Annotated in this window: 17 protein-coding genes; 10 read left to right on the top strand and 7 right to left on the bottom strand. The window is 73.6% G+C overall.

Annotated elements, in window-relative coordinates:
• Window positions 1-59: 59 nt before the first annotated feature.
• A complete protein-coding gene (locus ACIRQ9_RS26290; RefSeq protein WP_404178218.1) occupies window positions 60-1,247 on the bottom strand; it encodes an ROK family protein in 1,188 nt (395 codons plus the stop codon).
• A 140-nt stretch (window positions 1,248-1,387) separates the two neighbouring features.
• Here ACIRQ9_RS26290 and ACIRQ9_RS26285 point away from each other — a divergent pair, with 140 nt between their 5' ends.
• Both ACIRQ9_RS26285 and ACIRQ9_RS26280 read left to right on the top strand, forming a co-directional pair.
• Window positions 1,388-2,857 carry an APC family permease gene (locus tag ACIRQ9_RS26285; RefSeq protein WP_404178215.1) on the top strand — a complete coding sequence of 490 codons (1,470 nt, stop codon included), beginning with the start codon at window positions 1,388-1,390 and terminating at the stop codon, window positions 2,855-2,857.
• A 60-nt stretch (window positions 2,858-2,917) separates the two neighbouring features.
• On the top strand, window positions 2,918-3,463 hold the full coding sequence (locus ACIRQ9_RS26280) for a GNAT family N-acetyltransferase (protein WP_404178212.1): 546 nt from the start codon (window positions 2,918-2,920) through the stop codon (window positions 3,461-3,463).
• A gap of 307 nt (window positions 3,464-3,770) precedes the next feature.
• Here ACIRQ9_RS26280 and ACIRQ9_RS26275 read toward each other — a convergent pair whose 3' ends face one another.
• Window positions 3,771-4,211, bottom strand: a complete 441-nt coding sequence (locus ACIRQ9_RS26275; RefSeq protein ID WP_351324199.1) for an SPW repeat protein — start codon at window positions 4,209-4,211, stop codon at window positions 3,771-3,773.
• A 177-nt stretch (window positions 4,212-4,388) separates the two neighbouring features.
• On the bottom strand, window positions 4,389-4,979 hold the full coding sequence (locus ACIRQ9_RS26270) for a sigma-70 family RNA polymerase sigma factor (RefSeq protein ID WP_404178208.1): 591 nt from the start codon (window positions 4,977-4,979) through the stop codon (window positions 4,389-4,391).
• Between the two features lie 97 nt (window positions 4,980-5,076).
• On the opposite strand from ACIRQ9_RS26270, the gene ACIRQ9_RS26265 reads away from it, so the two are divergent.
• The gene (locus ACIRQ9_RS26265; RefSeq protein ID WP_404178205.1) at window positions 5,077-6,111 is read left to right on the top strand and encodes a MerR family transcriptional regulator; all 1,035 of its coding nucleotides are present in this window, start codon (window positions 5,077-5,079) and stop codon (window positions 6,109-6,111) included.
• A gap of 64 nt (window positions 6,112-6,175) precedes the next feature.
• On the opposite strand, the gene ACIRQ9_RS26260 is transcribed toward ACIRQ9_RS26265, so the two are convergent.
• The 3 genes from ACIRQ9_RS26260 to ACIRQ9_RS26250 form a co-directional block, all read right to left on the bottom strand.
• Complete coding sequence (locus ACIRQ9_RS26260; RefSeq protein WP_404178202.1) at window positions 6,176-7,681, bottom strand: cryptochrome/photolyase family protein; 1,506 nt, start codon at window positions 7,679-7,681, stop codon at window positions 6,176-6,178.
• Between the two features lie 13 nt (window positions 7,682-7,694).
• Window positions 7,695-9,068 carry a cryptochrome/photolyase family protein gene (locus ACIRQ9_RS26255; protein WP_404178196.1) on the bottom strand — a complete coding sequence of 458 codons (1,374 nt, stop codon included), beginning with the start codon at window positions 9,066-9,068 and terminating at the stop codon, window positions 7,695-7,697.
• Between the two features lie 79 nt (window positions 9,069-9,147).
• The gene (locus tag ACIRQ9_RS26250; protein ID WP_404178193.1) at window positions 9,148-10,677 is read right to left on the bottom strand and encodes an SDR family oxidoreductase; all 1,530 of its coding nucleotides are present in this window, start codon (window positions 10,675-10,677) and stop codon (window positions 9,148-9,150) included.
• 225 nt (window positions 10,678-10,902) lie between these two features.
• Between ACIRQ9_RS26250 and ACIRQ9_RS26245 the strand changes: the two genes are divergently transcribed.
• The 7 genes from ACIRQ9_RS26245 (at window position 10,903) to ACIRQ9_RS26215 (ending at window position 17,470) form a co-directional block, all read left to right on the top strand.
• Complete coding sequence (locus ACIRQ9_RS26245) at window positions 10,903-11,070, top strand: hypothetical protein (protein ID WP_404178191.1); 168 nt, start codon at window positions 10,903-10,905, stop codon at window positions 11,068-11,070.
• 311 nt (window positions 11,071-11,381) lie between these two features.
• Window positions 11,382-12,776, top strand: coding sequence for an aldehyde dehydrogenase family protein (locus ACIRQ9_RS26240; protein ID WP_404178188.1), 1,395 nt, complete (start codon window positions 11,382-11,384; stop codon window positions 12,774-12,776).
• A gap of 218 nt (window positions 12,777-12,994) precedes the next feature.
• Window positions 12,995-13,906: an oxidoreductase gene (locus ACIRQ9_RS26235; protein WP_404178185.1), complete on the top strand. Its 912-nt coding sequence runs from the start codon at window positions 12,995-12,997 to the stop codon at window positions 13,904-13,906.
• A 584-nt stretch (window positions 13,907-14,490) separates the two neighbouring features.
• Window positions 14,491-14,874 (top strand): BlaI/MecI/CopY family transcriptional regulator, encoded by a 384-nt coding sequence (locus ACIRQ9_RS26230; RefSeq protein WP_404178182.1) that lies wholly within the window; start codon window positions 14,491-14,493, stop codon window positions 14,872-14,874.
• A complete protein-coding gene (locus ACIRQ9_RS26225; protein WP_404178179.1) occupies window positions 14,871-15,800 on the top strand; it encodes a M48 family metalloprotease in 930 nt (309 codons plus the stop codon). The genes ACIRQ9_RS26230 and ACIRQ9_RS26225 overlap by 4 nt, the downstream gene beginning before the upstream one ends.
• Window positions 15,801-15,967: 167 nt before the next feature.
• Window positions 15,968-16,360 (top strand): VOC family protein, encoded by a 393-nt coding sequence (locus ACIRQ9_RS26220; RefSeq protein WP_404178176.1) that lies wholly within the window; start codon window positions 15,968-15,970, stop codon window positions 16,358-16,360.
• Window positions 16,361-16,399: 39 nt separating this feature from the next.
• Window positions 16,400-17,470, top strand: a complete 1,071-nt coding sequence (locus ACIRQ9_RS26215; RefSeq protein WP_404178173.1) for an adenosine deaminase — start codon at window positions 16,400-16,402, stop codon at window positions 17,468-17,470.
• Here the strand turns inward: ACIRQ9_RS26215 and ACIRQ9_RS26210 are convergent.
• A complete protein-coding gene (locus ACIRQ9_RS26210; RefSeq protein ID WP_404178170.1) occupies window positions 17,452-17,967 on the bottom strand; it encodes a DinB family protein in 516 nt (171 codons plus the stop codon). The two genes, ACIRQ9_RS26215 and ACIRQ9_RS26210, sit on opposite strands and share 19 nt — an antisense overlap.
• Between the last annotated feature and the right edge of the window lie 20 nt (window positions 17,968-17,987).

Raw genomic sequence — 17,987 nt, 5'->3', positions numbered from 1 at the left:
CCGTGGCCGCCGCGTGAGTTGGCGGCGGCGGATTCCGGACGCGGCTGCGGCGGGCGGCTTCAGGGCGCCGCCGACCTGCGCTCGAAGACCAGGTCACGGGCGGTGTCGAGGGCCGTGGCCACCGCGCCGAGCAGCACCGCGTCCTCGCCGAGCCGGCTGGGCGCGATCTTCGGGCGCAGCGGAGTGAGCGTGCGCAGATGCTCCCGTACCGGACGCAGCAGGAGGTCGACGCTGTGACCGACCCCGCCGCCCAGGACCACCAGGTCGGGATCGAGCACGGCGGCGGCCGCCGCCACCGTGTGGGCGATGCGCTCGCCCTCCAGGCGCACTGCCTCGACGGCCGCCCGATCGCCCTGGCGGGCCGCGTCGAACACCGACTTCGCGGTGAGCGGGCCGGTCATGCCGAAGTGGCGCGCCGCCTCGACCACGGCCTCTCCGGACACCGCGTCCTCCAGCCGCTCCGGCTTGCGCTGCCGTCCGGGCCAGGGCAGGAAGCCGATCTCCCCGGCGAGCCCGTGCGCCCCCGTGAACAGCCGGCCCTCGCTGACCACGCCCATGCCCAGACCGGTGCCGATCATGATGTACGCGAACAGCCGGCTGCCCGCCCCGACGCCGTACGTGTACTCGCCGAGCGCCGCGAGGTTGGCGTCGTTGTGCACCTCCAGCGGGACGCCCAGCTCCTCGTGCATCCGGTCGAAGAGCCCGGCCCGGCCCCAGCCCGGCAGATGCATCGCGTACCGCACCCGCCGCTGCCGCTCGTCGTACACGCCGGGAGTGCCGACCACGCCGTGCACCACCTCGGCCGGATCCACCCCGGAGTCGGCGACGGCCCGGCGGGCGGCGGTGACCAGCAGATCCGCCATGGCGCCCGAGCCGCGGGCCCGGTTGCGCACGTCGGAGCGGGCCACCAGGGTGCCGTCCAGGTCGGCGACCGCCACCCGCAGCCAGCCGCGGCCCACGTCGACGCCGAGCGCGTACCCGGCCGCCGGGTGGGGTGCGTAGAGCACGGCGGTGCGACCGCGTTCGGGGGCGTGCGTGCCCGCCTCGCGGACCAGGCCCGCCGATTCGAGCGCCGCCAGCGCGCTGGACACCGTCGGCTTCGACAGGCCGGTCTCGCGGGCGAGTTGGGCACGGGAGGCGGACCCGAGCCGGCGCAGCCGGTCCAGCAGCAGCCGCTCGTTGCTGCTGCGCAGTCGCTGCCGGCTCCAGGGCTGTTCCTGCTGCTCTACGACGTCGCTGGCGGCCATCGCACCATTCTCACCGATTCCTGACACATACTTGACGCATCTAGTAAGGCTCCTTAACTTTATCGGCCATCCCGCCGATTCGGCCGCCGACCGTGTCCGCGTCCCGCCCCTCCCCGTCAGCGCCTCGCTCAGGAGCCTTCATGTCCGGTAGTCCCGGTAGTCCCCTCGGTCCCGGTAGTCCGCCGTCCGACGGCGGTTTCGTCCGGCGGGTCGGCCTGTTCCAGGCCACCGCCATCAACATGAGCCAGATGTGCGGCATCGGCCCGTTCGTGACCATCCCGCTGATGGTGTCCGCGTTCGGCGGCCCGCAGGCGGTGATCGGCTTCGTCGCGGGTGCGCTGCTCGCGCTCTGCGACGGCCTCGTCTGGGCCGAACTCGGTGCCGCGATGCCAGGCTCCGGCGGCAGTTACGTCTACCTGCGCCAGGCCTTCCAGTACCGCACCGGACGCCTGATGCCGTTCCTGTTCGTCTGGACGGCGATGCTCTTCATCCCGCTGATCATGTCCACGGGCGTGGTCGGCTTCGTGCAGTACCTGGGCTATCTCGCCCCCGGCCTCGGGCAGACCTCCGGCGACCTCGTCGGCCTCGGCATCATCGCCCTGGTCGTGCTGCTGCTCTGGCGGGGCATCGAGCACATCGCCCGGATCACCGCCGTGATGTGGACCGTGATGATCGCCTCGGTGCTGCTCGTGATCGTCGCCGCGGCCTCCGACTTCAGCCCGCACCTCGCCTTCACCTACCCGGCGCACGCCTTCGACCTGAGCAGCGACCACTTCTGGCTGGGCTTCGCCGCGGGCCTGACCATCGGCATCTACGACTACCTCGGCTACAACACCACTGCCTACATGGGCGCCGAGATCAAGGACCCGGGCCGCGTCCTGCCGCGCTCCATCCTCTTCTCGATCGTCGGCATCATGGCGATCTACCTGCTGCTGCAGATCGGCACGCTCGGTGTCATCGACTGGCACCGCATGACCAGCCCGGGTGACATCGCCTCGACCTCGGTGGCCTCGGCGGTCCTGGAGGAGACCTGGGGCAAGGGCGCCGCCGACACGGTCACGGTGCTGATCCTGATCACGGCCTTCGCCTCGGTCTTCACCGGCCTGCTCGGCGGCTCCCGGGTGCCCTACGACGCGGCCCGCGACCGGGTCTTCTTCCGGCCCTACGAGAAGCTGCACCCCAGGCACCGCTTCCCGACGCTCGGCCTGGCCACCATGGGTGTGATCACCGCGATCGGCTTCCTGATCGGCCGCCACACCGATCTGGCCACGCTGATCCAGCTCCTCACGACCGTGATGGTGATCGTGCAGGCACTGGCGCAGATCCTCGCGCTCACCGTCCTGCGGCGCCGCCAGCCGACGCTGAAGCGGCCGTACCGCATGTGGCTCTACCCGGTGCCGAGCATCGTCGCCTTCGCGGGCTGGTGCGTGATCTACGGCTACGCCGACAAGAACTCTCCGGGCCGCCACCCCATCGAGTGGTCGCTGGGCTGGCTCGCCCTCGGCTGCGTGGCGTTCCTGGTCTGGGCCCGCCTGGAGAAGGTGTGGCCGTTCGGGCGCAAGGAGATCAGCGAGGAGTACCTCACGCCCGAGGACCCGGTCGCGGTGTAAGCTCCGGAACACCTGTCAGCCTCATCCGGCGGTCGACTCCCACCGGGTGAGGCTTTTTTCATGCCTGATTCCCCTTTCGAACCGCAGTCCGGCGCCCGCTGTGCCGACGTCCTCGTCCGCCCCGCCTCCGCCGAGGACCGTCCCGTCGTCGAACGGCTGTGGCTGATGTTCCGTCATGACCTGCCCGAGTTCCACGCGCTCCTGCCCCGCCCCGACGGCACGTTCCGCGCCGAGCGCGTGGAGGCCGCCTTCACCTCGGCCGACTGGGTGCCGTACCTCTTCGAGTCGGGCGGACACCCGGTCGGCTTCGCGTTCGTGCGCGGCCTGGACGCCCCCGTGCGGGTGCTCAACAGCTTCTTCGTGGTCCGCGGCGCGCGCCGCGCAGGCCTCGGCCTGCGGACCGTGCGCGAGGTCCTGGCCCGGCACCCGGGGCGGTGGGAGATCGCCTTCCAGTACGAGAACCCCGCCGCCGTCGGCTTCTGGCGGCGGGTCGCGGCCGAGGTCGCCGGCGAGGCCTGGACGGAGGAGCCCCGGCCGGTGCCGGACCGGCCGGACCTCCCCGCGGACGCGTGGATCTCGTTCGGCGCCGGGGGAGCGGACGCGTGACGGGCACCGCCGGCCCTGGCATGCAGGCAACCGCCTGCATGGCGTCGAGTGTGCGATCAGGGGGCGACAGGGGAACACGTGCGCACCGACGGCTCCGGCATCGCCGAGGGGGCACCGTCGTGGAGAGCGCCCGACCCGGCTGGTGACCACCTGGGCCGCGCCGGAGCACGACGGCGAGCCGCGACGGCACTCCCGGGTCACCCGCGGGAGCCCTGGCTGGTACCCGGCCCGTGACAGCGCGGCGGGGCCGGTCCGCCGTCACCGGACCGGTCCCGCGTCCTCCCTTCTGAGGGGGAGCTCTGTGCGTCTACGGCACGGGCGTCCGCTTGGCCGCCGAGGCGGCACACACCAGCCCGAGGCAGAGCGCCAGCGCGCCGATGATCACGTTGTTGATGATGACACCCGTGTCCGGGCTGCGGCCGACCACCCAGGGCGCGATGATCATCCAGATGCCGAGGGCGCACATGGCCCAGCTCAGGCCGTACATGCGCTCAGGGGCCCGGGTGAACCCGAGCGCCAGGAGGCCTATCGCTATGCCCATGATCAGGTTGTGGGTCATCAGCGCCGGCTGGCTCGCCGTGTAGTGGAGGATCCACGGGGACGCCGCGCAGTACAGACCGAGCAGGAACACCGGTCCGTCCACGAGGGCCACATCACGACCGCCGAGCATGCGGTCGTAACGCTCCCGCATCTCGCCTACATCGGGGTGGCTCGATATGTCGCTTCTGCCGTGCGAGACGTTGGCCATGAGTCGTCTCCTTTGACTGTGCAGCCTGACCGCGTCTGATGCGGGCGATATACGCCGCTATTGGACATTGTGCTCTTATTTCGCCTTTATGTGTAGAGCGGAGTCCAGGGGGCGGGGGAAAGCGGCTGCAGCGTTTTCGCATCGAAAATGCGTGTGATCGGCGAACCCGCGTGCCGTTCAGGCGCCCATGTCCGGCTGGAGGGTGCCCCGCAGACGGCACAGACCGCGGCGGGCGTGGCTCTTGACGGTGCCCAGCGGCCAGCCGGTGCGTTCCGCGATCTGGAGGTGGGTGAGGTCCTCGTAGAAGGCCAGCCGCAGCACGCGCTGCTGGGCGGCGGGCAGCTTGGCCAGCTCGTGCAGCACGATGACCCGGTCCAGGGCCGCCTCGGGCTGCCGGGCCGCGGGATCGGCCAGGGCCAGCGACGAACCGGCCGACGCGATCACGGCGAGCCGCCGGGTCCGCGCGGTGAGCGCGTCGGCGATCTTCCGCCGGGTGATGCCCGTGATCCAGCCGCCGAACGAGCCGCGCTCCGGACGGAAACCGTCACGCCCGCGCCACACCCCGAGGAACACCTGCTGGGTCACGTCCTCCGCCTCCCTGGCGTCGCCGAGGGACCGCCAGGCCAGCGCGTGCACCAGCGACGACCAGCGACGATAGGCCGCCGCCAGGCAGTCCTCGTCCCCCGCGACGAGCCCGCGCGCGAGCTCCTCGTCGGTGCGCGACTCCGCTGTCGGCGCCGGTGCGACGGCACAGTCCTGCGGGCTCATGTCGACGGCTCCTCACGTATCAGGGAACTCGTTCATCGTCCGAGCAGCGGAACCGCTTCCTCAACTCGCATCGTTTCTGCGTCGTATAGTCGATGTCATGAGTCAGCCATCCCTCACGGCACGCATCCCGTACGACGGGGCCCCGGACGAGCCGGGGCCGTCCGCGCAGGCGGCGGACGTGTCCCTGACGACCGGTGCACTGGCCCGTCGGCTCGGCGTCTCGCCCACCACCCTCCGCTCCTGGGACCGCCGTTACGGCATCGGGCCCGCGGTCCGCGCCGACGGGCGGCACCGCCGCTGGACCCCCCAGGACGTCGCCGTGCTGGAGGAGATGTGCCGGCTGACCACGACGGGAGTGCCGCCCGCCGAGGCCGCGCGGGCCGCCCGGCAGACCGCCGGCGGCCCGGCCGGGACGGTGCCGGCGGTGACACCGGAGCGCGGCGGCGCGTCGCACGCGGCCGGCGCGCTGCCCCTGTCCGGCGTGCGCCAGGAATGCCGCGGTCTGGCCCGCGCGGCCGTCCGCCTGGACGCGCCGGCCGTCGAGGAACTGCTCACCGCCGCTGTGGACCAGTACGGCGTCACCGTCGCCTGGCAGGAGGTGATGGTGCCCACCCTGCACGCCGTGGGGCGCAAGTGGTTCTCGTCCGGCGACCGGTACGTCGAGGTCGAGCACCTGCTGTCCTGGCACGTCTCCAGCGCCCTGCGCCGCCGCACCCCGCCGCCCGACCGGCAGGGCGCCGGACCCGTCATCCTGGCCTGCGTGCCCGGTGAGCAGCACACCCTGCCGATCGAGGCGCTCAACGCCGCGCTGGCCGAACTCGGCCTGCCCACCCGCATGTTCGGCGCGGCCGTCCCGGCGGAGGCGCTGACGGCCGCGGTCCGGCGGCTGGGGCCGGCCGCCGTGGTGCTGTGGTCGCAGGCCCGCTCCACGGCCAGCCTGCCGCTGGCCCGGCACGTCGCCGACACCCAGTGGGGCGTCAAGGGCGCGCGCCGCCGTCCCCTCGTCGTGCTGGGCGGAACCGGCTGGTCGGGGCCGCCCGTGCGCGGCATGTTCCGGCCGTCGAGCCTGCAGAACGCCCTCGACATCCTCGCCGCCGTGTACCGCGAACCGGCGTCCGGCGAACCGTCCTGACGGCCGCCACGGGCCGGACCGGACGGCCGCCGCGGCACCCGGGACGCCCCGGCCGGCACGTCCGCTAGGGCGGCCCGTCGCCCCGCCGGCTCTCCGTGCGCAGGACCTCGTCCAGGTCGCTCAGGCGGTCCAGTCCCTGGACCGCCCGGGCCATGCGCGGATTGCCGGACAGCCGGGCGCGGTGGCGGTGCAGGAAGGACCAGTAGCCGGCCGTGAACGGGCAGGCCCGGTCGCCGACCCGGTCGGTGGGGCGGTAGGCGCACGGCCCGCACAGGTCGCTCATGCGGTGCACGTACGCGCCGCCGGAGGTGTACGGCTTGGTCGTCATGCGGCCGCCGTCCGCGTACTGGGACATGCCGACCACGTTCGGCAGCATCACCCAGTCGTAGCCGTCGACGAAGCAGCGGTGGAACCAGTCCGTCACCGCGGCCGGGTCCCAGCCCCGCTGGAGGGCGTGGCTGCCGAGCAGCATCAGCCGCGGGATGTGATGGGTCCAGCCGGTGTCCCGCACCTGCGCCAGCGTCGTGGCCAGGCAGTGCGCGGTGACCGCGTCGGCGTCCAGTTCCAGGAACCACTCCGGCAGCGGCGCGTGGTGCCCGAGCGCGTTGCGCCCGCGGTACTCCTCGCCGAAGTACCAGTACAGCTGCCACACGTACTCGCGCCAGCCCGCGATCTGCCGGACGAACCCCTCGACGCTGTTCACCGGCGCCGCACCGGCACGCCAGGCCGACTCGGCCGCCGCCACGCACTCCAGCGGGTCCAGGAGCCCGAGGTTGAGGGACGAGGACAGCAGGCTGTGGCTCATGACCGGGTCGGCGGCGAGCACGGCGTCCTCGTACGGGCCGAAACCGGTCAGGCGCCGCTCCACGAACCGGTGCAGCGCCGCGAGGGCCTCCCGGCGGGTGGCCGGGAACAGGCGCGGCCCGTCGCGTCCCACGAACCGGATGCCCTCCTCGCGCTCCCAGCGGTCGAGGTCGTGGCGGACCTCCTCGTCCACCTCGCTCTCGCGCGGCCGGTACGGGGCCGGGACACCGAGCGTCCGCGCGCCCTTCGGCGGCGGCTCGCGGTTGTCGTGGTCGTGGTTCCACCGGCCGCCGGCCGGGGCGTCGCCGTCCATGAGGAGGCCGTGGCCGCGTCGCACCCAGCGGTAGAAGTCCTCCTGGAGCAGCCGCTGCCCGCCGTGGCCGTCGGCCCAGGCGCCGAAGTCCCGCTGCGGGACGAGGAATCCGCGCGCGGGCAGGACCGTGACGCCGGGCAGCGCCGACACCAGCCTCAGGGCGGCCCGCGAGGTGGGGTGATGGACCGTCAGAGGGTCGTCGCCGACGGCCTTCCGCAGACCCTCACGGTAGGTCTCGGCTTGTACGTACCGCACCCGGTCGCCGAGTTCGGCCGCGCGGTGACGCATCGCGGACAGCACCAGATGCGCCTTGGCGCGGTGGAAGCGGCGGCGCCGGAAGACCGATCTGGCCTCGATCATCACCACCGGCGCGCCGTGCTCGGGCCCGCCCTCGCCCGCGGCCAGGAAGTGCGGGCCGAGCTGATCGCCGAAGAGCCAGTGCGGGGTGGCCATGGGCGGGACTCCTTCAGTCGCGGCCGCGGGCCTGCTTGAAGCGGGCGAGGCCTTCGGAGAGTTCGACGATCGGGTCCGGGTAGTCGTCGAGGGCGGCGCGGTCCAGTCCGCGCAGCTTCCAGGGTTCGTGCACCGCCGCGCCGTCGAGCGAGGCGAGTTCGGGCACCCAGCGGCGGACGTACTCCCCGTCGGGGTCGTAACGCTTGGCCTGGGTCACGGGGTTGAGGACACGGTTGGGGCGGGTGTCGGTGCCGGTGCCCGCCATCCACTGCCAGTTCAGCTGGTTGTTGGCGACGTCGCCGTCGACCAGGAGGTCCAGGAAGTGGCGGGCGCCCACCCGCCAGTCGACGTACAGCGTCTTGGCGAGGAAACTCGCGGCCAGCAGCCGGCCCCGGTTGTGCATCCAGCCCTCGTGGCTCAGCTGGCGCATCGCCGCGTCGACCACCGGGTACCCGGTGCGGCCCGCCTTCCAGGCCTCGATGTCCGCCCGCGCGGCGTACTCGGAGCGCCAGCGGTCGCGTTTGGTGCGGTAGTCGGCGGTGGCGGCCCCGGGGCGGGCGGCGAGGACCTGGCGGTGGAAGTCCCGCCAGGCGATCTGCCGGACGAAGGCCTCGGGTCCGGGTCCCTCCACCGTGCGTGCCCGCTGGACCAGTTCGACGGGCGAGAGCGTGCCGAAGTGCAGATGGGGCGAGAACCGGGAGGTGGCGTCGCCCGCCAGGTCGTCGTGGCGGTCCTCGTACGCACCGATCCCGCCGCGCAGCCACGTGCACATGCGGCTGCGGGCCTCCGTCTCCCCGCCGGCCGCCAGGCCCTCGGAGACCCCGGAGAGGCCGGTGCGCGAGGGCAGTTCCTCGGAACCGACCCCCTCCGGGACCCGTACGGTGCGCGGCGCGGCCAGCACGTCGCGCAGCGGCACGCCCGACCACTGACGGAAGTACGGGGTGAAGACGGCGAAGTGGTCCGAGGAGGCCGGGGTCACCTCGCCGGGCGTCACGGCGGTGGTCACGGTGTCGTGCACGTGCAGCCGCCGCCCCTCCGCCTCCAGCGCCCGGCGCAGCCGCCGCTCCCGCAGGTGGGCGTAGGCGCTGACGTCGCCCGCCATGTGGACCTCGTCGGCGTCCGTCTCGGCGGCCACCTTGCACACCTCCTCGACGACGTCGCCGCTGCGCACCACCAGCCGCCCGCCCCGCTTGCGCAGTCCGCCGTCGAGGTCGCGCAGGCAGTCGGCGAGGAACGCCAGCCGGTTGGGCACGGCGAACCCGCCGTCCATGACGGCCCGGTCCCGGACGAACAGCGGCACCACCTCGCGGGACTCGTCCGCGGCGCGCAGCGGCGGATGGTCGTGCAGGCGCAGGTCCGCGGTGAACAGGACGACCGAGACGTTCATGGGGCTTCTCCGGGAGGGATCGAAGGGCGGGCGGCCGGCGAGTCACTTCCGCGCCGGAAGCCGCCGCGGATGCGGCCCCTCACCCGCCGGCCGGGACTTTCCGCGCGGGGACGGCCGGGGCGCGGGCCGCGGCCCGCGCGATGTTGCGGGCCATGCCGCCGAACACGATCGCGTGGAAGGGGGAGACGCTCCACCAGTAGGCGTGCCCGAGCAGCCCGTGCGGATGGAACAGGGCCCGCTGGCGGTAGCGGGTACGGCCGTCGGGGTCGATGTCGGCGCACATCTCCAGCCAGGCCAGACCCGGCAGCCGCATCTCGGCCCGCAGCCGCAGCAGCCGGCCGGGCTCGATCTCCTCCACCCGCCAGAAGTCCAGCGAGTCGCCCGCGCGCAGCCGTGCCGCGTCCCGCCGTCCCCGCCGCAGTCCGACCCCGCCCACCAGCCGGTCGAGGCGGCCCCGTACCGCCCACGCCAGCGGGCAGGAGTACCAGCCGTTGTCACCGCCGATCCCCTCGATCACCCGCCACAGGGCCTCACGGGAGGCGTCCACGGGCAGTTCCCTGCGGTCCGTGTACAGGCTGCCGCCGGCCCAGTCGGGGTCGGTGGGCAGCGGGTCGCTGGGCGCGCCGGGCACCGCGGCCGACGACCAGCGGGTGGTGACCTGCGCGTCCTGGATGCGCTGCAACGCGAGCCGAACCGCCTCGTCGAAGCCGAACGGGTGGCCGGGCGGGTCCGGCACGTACCGCGCGATGTCGTGCTCGTGGCAGACGACCTCGTGGCGCAGCGACTCGGTGAGCGGCCGGGCGATCGACGCGGGCACCGGCGTGACCAGCCCGACCCAGTGACTGGACAGACCGGGGGTCAGCACCGGCACCGGGAAGATCACCCGGCGCGGGAGCCCGGCCACGGCCGCGTAGCGCATCATCATGTCGCGGTAGGTCAGCACGTCCGGCCCGCCGATGTCGAAGGCGCGGCTGACGCCGGCCGGCATCCGGGCGCTGCCGACGAGGTACCGCAGCACGTCACGGACCGCGATGGGCTGGATGCGGGTCCGCACCCAGCTCGGCGTGACCATGACCGGCAGGCGTTCGGTGAGGTAGCGCAGCATCTCGAAGGAGACGGAACCGGACCCGATGACGACCGCGGCCCGCAGCACGGCCGTGGGCACCCCGGAGTCCAGCAGGATGCGGCCGACCTCGGCGCGCGAGCGCAGGTGCGGGGACAGCTCGGACTCGGGTACGCCGGACGGGGTGAGACCGCCGAGGTAGACGATGCGCCGCACGCCGGCGGCGCGGGCCGCGTCGCCGAAGATCCGGGCCGCCCTGCGGTCGGTCGCCTCGAAGTCGTGTCCGCTGCCCAGCGCGTGCACGAGGTAGTACGCCACGTCGATGTCCCGCATGGCCTCGGCGACACCGGCCGCGTCCGTGACATCGCCCCGCACGACCTCCGCCTGACCGGCCCAGGGATGGTCGCGCAGCTTCTCGGGGGAGCGCGCCAGGCAGCGCACCCGGTGACCCTCGGCGAGCAGTTCCGGCACCAGCCTGCCGCCGATGTATCCCGTCGCCCCGGTGACCAGGCAGCGCAGGCCGGGGCCGTGGTCGTCTGCGTTCATCAGCTCTGCGTTCCTCCGCGCATCGGCCCCCCTGGTGATCACTTCCACGTGTGCTGTCGTTCCGGATGCGGCGCCTTCCATGATCCGCCCGTCGGCGACGGCGGTCGACCGGGAGCGGCGGACGGCGGATCGCTCGCCTTCTGGGCATGTCCGCGTCCATCGCGGGCAGGCGGATCCCAGGACGGGAGTCGGCCGGAGGCCAGGACGCTGGAGGTGTCATCCGCTATGAGCGCGAAGGTGTTGGAACGTTTTCCTGCCGGGTCTCCGCGGGGTTCGTGGCCGGCGGAGGAGTACGCGGCGGAGTGCCGCGCCGCGGGTGAGCCCGCGACGGTCGTGATGGACCTGAGGTCCGACGCGTTCCTGGTCGTGGTCCCCGGCGCGGACGACGACTGACCTTCGGGAAGCGCGGTTCCTGCTGGTCCGGGGCCAGACCGCGAAGACCCGCACGGCCCTTCCGGAGTGGCTCGCGCAGCCGCCCGGCCGACCGGTGCACCGCCACGCCCCCACGGCTCCCACGGCCGGGCCACGCGTGGGGACCGTCCGGCACGTGGCTCGCTCCTACGAGGAGTTGCCGGCGTCCGCGGAGATCGTCCTCGGCTCCGGACCGGCCGGGGCGGGCCGAGCCGCCGTGAGCCTGCGGACCCAGGGCCGAGAACCGGTCGGGTGGTGCTCCGGCGGCGGAATTTACTTCGCCCCCTGAAAGGTTGCATTATGCATCCGAGCGTCCGACATCCCGCAGGGCCGCCAGGCCCGTAGGCACCACCAGCGAGGCATCCGTGAACCAGTCCACCCCCGAGCAGCCCGCCGACGTCGTCGCCCGGCTGCGCGCCACCTTCCGCACCGGCCGCACCAAGCCCGTCGCGTGGCGCACCGGCCAGCTGCACCGGCTGCGCGCCCTGCTCACGGAGCGCCGCGACGAGCTGGCCGCCGCGCTCCACGCCGACCTGGGCAAGAGCGCCGCCGAGGCCCACCGCACGGAGATCGACTTCACCGTTCGCGAGATCGACCACAGCCTCGAGAACCTGGCGGAGTGGCTGCGCCCCGAGTCCGCCCCCGTCCCCGCGCACCTGGGCTCCGACGCGCGTGCCTGGACGCAGTACGACCCGCTCGGCGTCGTCCTCGTCATCGCCCCGTGGAACTACCCCGCCCAACTGCTGCTCGCCCCGGTGGCCGGCGCGCTCGCCGCGGGCAACGCGGTCGTCGCCAAGCCCAGCGAGCTGGCCCCGGCGACCTCCGCGGCACTGGCCCGGCTGCTGCCCGAGTACCTCGACACCGACGCGGTCGCCGTGATCGAGGGCGGTGTCCCGGAGACCACGGCCCTGCTCGCCGAGCGCTTCGACCACATCTTCTACACCGGCAACGGCACGGTCGGCCGGATCGTCATGCGTGCCGCCGCCGAACACCTCACCCCGGTCGCCCTCGAACTCGGGGGCAAGTCGCCCGCGTTCGTGGACCGCGACGTCGACCTCGCGGTGGTCGCCGACCGGCTGGCGCGCGGCAAGTTCCTCAACGCGGGACAGACCTGCGTCGCCCCCGACTACGTCCTGACCGATCCCGGGACGGCCGCCGCCCTGGAGCCCGAGCTGGTCAGGGCCGTACGGGAGCTGTACGGCACGGAGCCCAAGGAGTCCGGTGAGTACGGCCGGATCGTCAACGAACGGCACTTCGACCGGCTCAGCGGACTGCTCGGCTCCGGCCGGGTCGCCCTGGGCGGCGACACCGACCGGGCCGCCAAGTACATCGCGCCCACCGTGCTCGCCGACGTCGACCCCGGCTCCCCGGTGATGCGGGAGGAGATCTTCGGCCCGATCCTGCCCATCGTCACCGTCCCGGACCTGGACGGCGCGATCGGCTTCATCAACGACCGCGACAAGCCGCTCGCGCTCTACGTCTTCAGCGAGTCCGCCGACACCCGGGACCGGATCGCCGCCGAGACCTCCTCCGGCGGCCTCGGACTGGGTCTCCCGGTCGCCCATCTCACCGTCTCCGACCTGCCGTTCGGGGGAGTGGGGGAGAGTGGCATGGGCAGTTACCACGGCCGCTACTCCATCGAGACGTTCAGCCACCGCAAGGCGGTCCTCGCCAAGCCGCTGAGCTGACCCGCCGCGCCCGCCCGGCCCGACTCGCCCGTTTCCGGGCGCAACTGCGGACACCGCCGGCCGGAGACCGGCTCACGGATGACTGGTGCCACGGCCGCAACCCGGCACGGGTCCAGAGCCGGGTCAGCGCCTGTCAGAAGTTCACCCAGATCCTCGGGGTCGCGGCGGGCGCCGACCTGTACTGCTGACCCCGCGGGTTCGTGTGCCAGACTCCGCCGATGACCTCCGAAACGATCACCGCGGACGCGTCCGGCACGTGGCGCCTCGGCGACCTGCCCGTCCACCGCCTCGGCTTCGGCGCGATGCGGCTGACGGGCAGTGCCGCCTTCCACCAGGGCACACCGAGCGACCGCGGCCGCTCGATCGCCGTCCTGCGCAGGGCGAGGGAACTCGGCGTGAACCACGTCGACACGGCCGCCTTCTACTTCTCCGCCCTGCGCTCCGCCAACGAACTCATCAACACCGCGCTCGCCCCGTACCCGGACGACCTGGTCATCGTCACCAAGGTCGGTCCCCACCGCGACCAGTCCGGTGCGTGGGCCACCGCCGCCCGCCCCGACCAGCTGCGCGGACACGTCGAGGAGAACCTGCGCCAGCTCGGCCGCGACCACCTGGACGTGGTCAACCTGCGCCGGATGCGGCAGGACTCGATCGCCGAGCACTTCGGCGCCCTCGCCGAACTCCGCACGGCGGGGCTGATCCGGCACCTCGGGATCTCCGAGGTCACGGCCCGCCACCTCGACGAGGCACTGGCCATCGCACCCGTCGTCTGCGTGCAGAACCGCTGGGGACTCGACCGGCGGGACGCGGACACCGACGACCTGGTCCGCCTCTGCGGCGAACGCGGGATCGCCTTCGTGCCCTTCTTCGCCGTCGCCGGCGAGGCCGGGTCGGGCGGCGGCGCCACCTCGCACCACGACGAGGCCGTCCTCGCCGTCGCCCGGGCGCACGACGCCACCCCCGCGCAGGTCCGCCTGGCCTGGACCCTGCACCAGGGCCGGCACGTCCTCGCCATCCCCGGCACCGGCAACCCCGACCACCTGGCCGAGAACGTGGCGGCGGGCGCGCTCCGCTTCACCGAGGCGGAACTGGCCCGCCTCGACGCCTCGCACGCCGGGCCGCCCGCCTGACCGCCCCGGCATCGGCCCGCCCGCCTGACCGCCCCCGGCCCGCCCGCCTGACCGCCCCCGGCCCGCCCGCCTGACCGCCCCCGGCACCGGCGCACCCGTTCCCGACCCGCGCAGGACGCCCCCTCCCTGTCGCGACGGCCGTCGCGGTGGCCGGGAGGGCCCGCGGACCGCCGTACCGCCGTACCGCCGTACCGCCGTACCGCCGTACCGCCGTACCGCCGTACCGCCGTACCGCCGTACCGCCGTACCGCCGTACCGCCGTCCACGCCGTACCGGACGCGCGATGCCCGGCTCCGGGCGGGGACGCTACGGCGGGACCGCGAGGCGGGGCGGTCGGGCTCGGTCTCCCCGCGGGAATCCGGACCGCCTGCCGGTGCCGGACGGCCCCGGACCGCCCGCCGGATCCGTCCCGCACCCCGGGCGCGCCTCCCGGATCCCCGTACCGCGCGCCCCGCGGCCGGCCTCCCGCCGACGTCCGGGGCACCGTCCGGGCCGGGCGCGCAGGCGGCGGGTGCGGCCCGTCCGCCTACACTTCCGGGGTAAGGCCGCAGGACTGGGGACGATGAAGGAGCGAGGGACCTTCCATGGCCGACGCGAAAGACGAACGCCGGCCCGCCGGTGAGCTGGAGGCGAGCGTCATGGCGGCGCTCTGGGCCGCGGGAGCGCCGCAGACCGCGGGGCAGGTGCAGCAGAGCCTCGGTGCCGACCTGGCCCGCACCACCGTGACGACGATCCTCAGCCGGCTGCACGACAAGGGCGTGGTCGCCCGCCACCGTGAAGGCCGCGGCTTCGCCTACGTCCCCGTCCAGGACGCGCAGGGCCTGACCGCGAAGCGGATGCACAGCGAACTGGACCGCGACACCGACCGGGAAGCCGTGCTCGCCCGCTTCGTCGCCCAGCTCAGCCCCGACGACGAGCGGGTCCTGCGCGGCCTGCTCGATGCCGACGAGCAGTCCGGGGCGTCATGACCGGGCTCCTGGTGCTGCCGCTGCTGGTGCCGTTCGCGCTGCCCGCGCTCGCCCGGCGGGCCCTGGACCGGCTGGCGCCCGCCGCCGCCCTCTGGACGGTCACCGTCGCCGCCGTCGCCCTCGCGGGCTGCGTCCTGACCGTGCTCGGCGCGTTCGTCCTCACCGGGCTGTTCAAGCTGCCGTACTTCGCGGCGCTCGTCGAGCTGGTCCGGCCGCTGCACACGCTCTCCGACCGCTTCACCCTGCCGCTCGCCGCCCTCGGGGTCGGCGCTCTCGCGGTCTGCGCCTGGACGGTCACGCGCTGGACGCTGCGGCAGACACGTGCCTTCCGCGCGGCCCGCGCCGAGGCCGGGCGGGGTCCCGCCGCCGGTGACCTGTGCGTGGTCGACGCGCCGGACCCGGACGCGTACGCGCTGCCGGGACGGCCGCACCGGATCGTCGTCACCACCGGGATGCTGCGCAGCCTCGACGGCGCCGAACGCGAGGCGCTCTTCGCGCACGAACGGGCCCACAACAGCGGAGGCCACCACTTCTTCCTGGCCGCCGCCGAACTCGCCGCGCACTGCCATCCGGCGCTGCGGCGGGTCCGGCACGTGGTGCGGCTGGCCGCGGAGCGGGCCGCCGACGAGGCCGCGGCCGGCGCGGTGGGGGACCGGCGGCTGACGGCACGGGCGATCGCGCGGGCCGCGCTGGCGGGACAGGGCGCGACGGCCGAGCGGCCGGCGTTCGTGCCGGGGGCGACGACCGGGCCCGTGCCGCGCCGGGTGGCGGCCCTGCTGGCGGCCCCTCCCGCCCGGCGACTCGCCGGCAGCGGGGTGGCGGTCATGCTCGCGGCGTGCGCGGCGCTGTCGTGCACCGCCTCCGCGACCGGGATGATCGACTTCCACCACCGGGTGGAGGTCGCCCAGGGCGAAGCGGCGCGCTAGACCGAGCGCCGCCCCCGGGTCGCGGGCCCGTCCCGGCCCCTCGCCCGGCTCCCTTCGCCGCTCTCCGGGCCTGCTCGCCGTTGGTCACGCGGTGCGGAGAAGACGACTGGCATCCCGGAGGTTTTACGTATAACCTCTCCCGCTAACCGCTCCACGGAAAGGCCCCCATGCGACGCGTCGCCCTGGTCACTCTCGTCGTCCGCGACTACGACGAGGCGATCCGCTTCTACACCGAAGCCCTCGGGTTCCGGCTCGTCGAGGACGCGCCGCGGCCGGACGGCTCCCGCTGGGTCGTCGTGGAACCCGGGACCGAGGGGCACGGCACCGGACTGGTGCTGGCCCGCGCCAAGGACGACGACCAGCGCGCCCGGGTGGGCGACCAGACCGGCGGCCGGGTCGGGTTCTTCCTGCACACCGACGACTTCGCCCGCGACCACGCCCGGATGACCGCCGCCGGCGTGACCTTCCTGGAGGAGCCCCGGCACGAGCCGTACGGCAGTGTCGCCGTCTTCCAGGATCTGTACGGCAACCGCTGGGACCTGCTCCAGCCCGCCGCCTGACCGACCCCGCACGAACCACCCGCCGAGGAAAGCCCCGCCATGAATGCTACGCGCGTAGACTCCGACGTGATCCGCCGCCTGCCCAAGGCCGTCCTGCACGACCACCTCGACGGCGGCCTGCGCCCCGCCACCCTGATCGAACTCGCCGCCGAGATCGGTCACCCGTTGCCCGCCTCCGACCCGGACGAGCTGGCCGCCTGGTACGTCGAGGCCGCCGACTCCGGTGACCTGGTGCGGTACATAGCCACCTTCGAGCACACCCTCGCCGTGCTGCAGACCAAGGAGGGGCTGCGCCGTGTCGCCGAGGAGTACGTCCTCGACCTCGCCGCCGACGGCGTGGTGTACGGCGAGGTGCGCTACGCCCCCGAGCTGAACGTCAGGGGCGGGCTCACCCTCAACGAGGTCGTGGAGAGCGTGCAGGAGGGTCTCGCCGCCGGCATGGCGAGGGCCGCCGCCGCGGGCACGCCGGTGCGGGTCGGCACCCTGCTGTGCGGGATGCGGATGTTCGACCGGGTCGGGGAGGCCGCCGAACTGGCCGTCGCCTACCGGGACGCCGGTGTCGTCGGGTTCGACATCGCCGGCGCCGAGGACGGTTTCCCGCCCGCCGACCACCTCGCCGCCTTCGAGCACCTGCGCCGCGAGAGCGTGCCCTTCACCATCCACGCCGGTGAGGCGCACGGCCTGCCCAGCATTCACCAGGCGATCCAGGTGTGCGGCGCGCAGCGCATCGGGCACGGCGTGCGGATCACCGAGGACATCGTCGGGGACAAGCTCGGCCGCCTCGCGAGCTGGGTGCGCGACCGCCGCGTCGCCCTGGAGATGTGCCCCACCTCCAACCTCCAGACCGGCTGCGCCACCTCCATCGCCGAGCACCCGATCACCGCGCTCAAGGAGCTGGGCTTCCGGGTCACCCTCAACACCGACAACCGGCTGGTGTCCGGTACGACGATGACCCGGGAGATGTCCCTGCTGGTCGAGGAGGCCGGCTGGACGGCCGAGGACCTGCGCACGGTCACGGTGAACGCCCTGAAGAGCGCGTTCATCCCGTTCGACGAGCGCACGGCCCTCATCGAGGACGTCGTGCTGCCGGGTTACGCCTCCGTGCTCTGAAGCAGCCCCCGCAGATAGGCGGCCTGTCCGACGTGCTGGAGATCGTCGGACAGGACGCTCACCAGCCGGACGCCCAGGGTGACCGGCGGATCGAACCGGGTGTCCACGATCCGTTCGAGATCCTTGGCCGGCAGGTCGCGCAGCACTCCGAGGGTCTGCTCGTGCACCGCGTCGTAGTAGCCGGCCAGCAGGTCGCCGGAGTCGACCGTGACCTTCGCGACCTTCGCCGGGGTGTGGCCGTATCCGTGGTCGCGGGCCGGCAGGTCGAGGCCGAAACGCTTCTCCCAGCCCTGGGCGGTCCAGACCTGGTCCAGGTCGAAGGCGTCGGCGACATGGTCGTCCTGGATCCGGGTCAGATGCCAGACCAGCCAGGTGATCGTGTTGGCGCCGGGCGCCGGCGGCCTGTTGAGCAGGCCGGGATCGAGGCCGTCGAGGGCGGCGTGGACTTCTTCCTGGATGCGGCCGAAGCCGTCGATGAGGATGTCCCTTGCATGCATGCGACCACGATCGCTCATCG

Source organism: Streptomyces sp. NPDC101237, assembly GCF_044767465.1.
GTDB lineage: Bacteria > Actinomycetota > Actinomycetes > Streptomycetales > Streptomycetaceae > Streptomyces > Streptomyces gramineus.
This window is presented reverse-complemented; position numbering and strand designations above follow the sequence as displayed.

Coding starts and splice junctions, on each gene's coding strand:
- ACIRQ9_RS26290 (WP_404178218.1), bottom strand. CDS start 1,247: ATGGCCGCCAGCGACGTCGTAGAGCAGCAGGAACAGCCCTGGAGCCGG.
- ACIRQ9_RS26285 (WP_404178215.1), top strand. CDS start 1,388: ATGTCCGGTAGTCCCGGTAGTCCCCTCGGTCCCGGTAGTCCGCCGTCC.
- ACIRQ9_RS26280 (WP_404178212.1), top strand. CDS start 2,918: ATGCCTGATTCCCCTTTCGAACCGCAGTCCGGCGCCCGCTGTGCCGAC.
- ACIRQ9_RS26275 (WP_351324199.1), bottom strand. CDS start 4,211: ATGGCCAACGTCTCGCACGGCAGAAGCGACATATCGAGCCACCCCGAT.
- ACIRQ9_RS26270 (WP_404178208.1), bottom strand. CDS start 4,979: ATGAGCCCGCAGGACTGTGCCGTCGCACCGGCGCCGACAGCGGAGTCG.
- ACIRQ9_RS26265 (WP_404178205.1), top strand. CDS start 5,077: ATGAGTCAGCCATCCCTCACGGCACGCATCCCGTACGACGGGGCCCCG.
- ACIRQ9_RS26260 (WP_404178202.1), bottom strand. CDS start 7,681: ATGGCCACCCCGCACTGGCTCTTCGGCGATCAGCTCGGCCCGCACTTC.
- ACIRQ9_RS26255 (WP_404178196.1), bottom strand. CDS start 9,068: ATGAACGTCTCGGTCGTCCTGTTCACCGCGGACCTGCGCCTGCACGAC.
- ACIRQ9_RS26250 (WP_404178193.1), bottom strand. CDS start 10,677: ATGAACGCAGACGACCACGGCCCCGGCCTGCGCTGCCTGGTCACCGGG.
- ACIRQ9_RS26245 (WP_404178191.1), top strand. CDS start 10,903: ATGAGCGCGAAGGTGTTGGAACGTTTTCCTGCCGGGTCTCCGCGGGGT.
- ACIRQ9_RS26235 (WP_404178185.1), top strand. CDS start 12,995: ATGACCTCCGAAACGATCACCGCGGACGCGTCCGGCACGTGGCGCCTC.
- ACIRQ9_RS26230 (WP_404178182.1), top strand. CDS start 14,491: ATGGCCGACGCGAAAGACGAACGCCGGCCCGCCGGTGAGCTGGAGGCG.
- ACIRQ9_RS26225 (WP_404178179.1), top strand. CDS start 14,871: ATGACCGGGCTCCTGGTGCTGCCGCTGCTGGTGCCGTTCGCGCTGCCC.
- ACIRQ9_RS26220 (WP_404178176.1), top strand. CDS start 15,968: ATGCGACGCGTCGCCCTGGTCACTCTCGTCGTCCGCGACTACGACGAG.
- ACIRQ9_RS26215 (WP_404178173.1), top strand. CDS start 16,400: ATGAATGCTACGCGCGTAGACTCCGACGTGATCCGCCGCCTGCCCAAG.
- ACIRQ9_RS26210 (WP_404178170.1), bottom strand. CDS start 17,967: ATGCATGCAAGGGACATCCTCATCGACGGCTTCGGCCGCATCCAGGAA.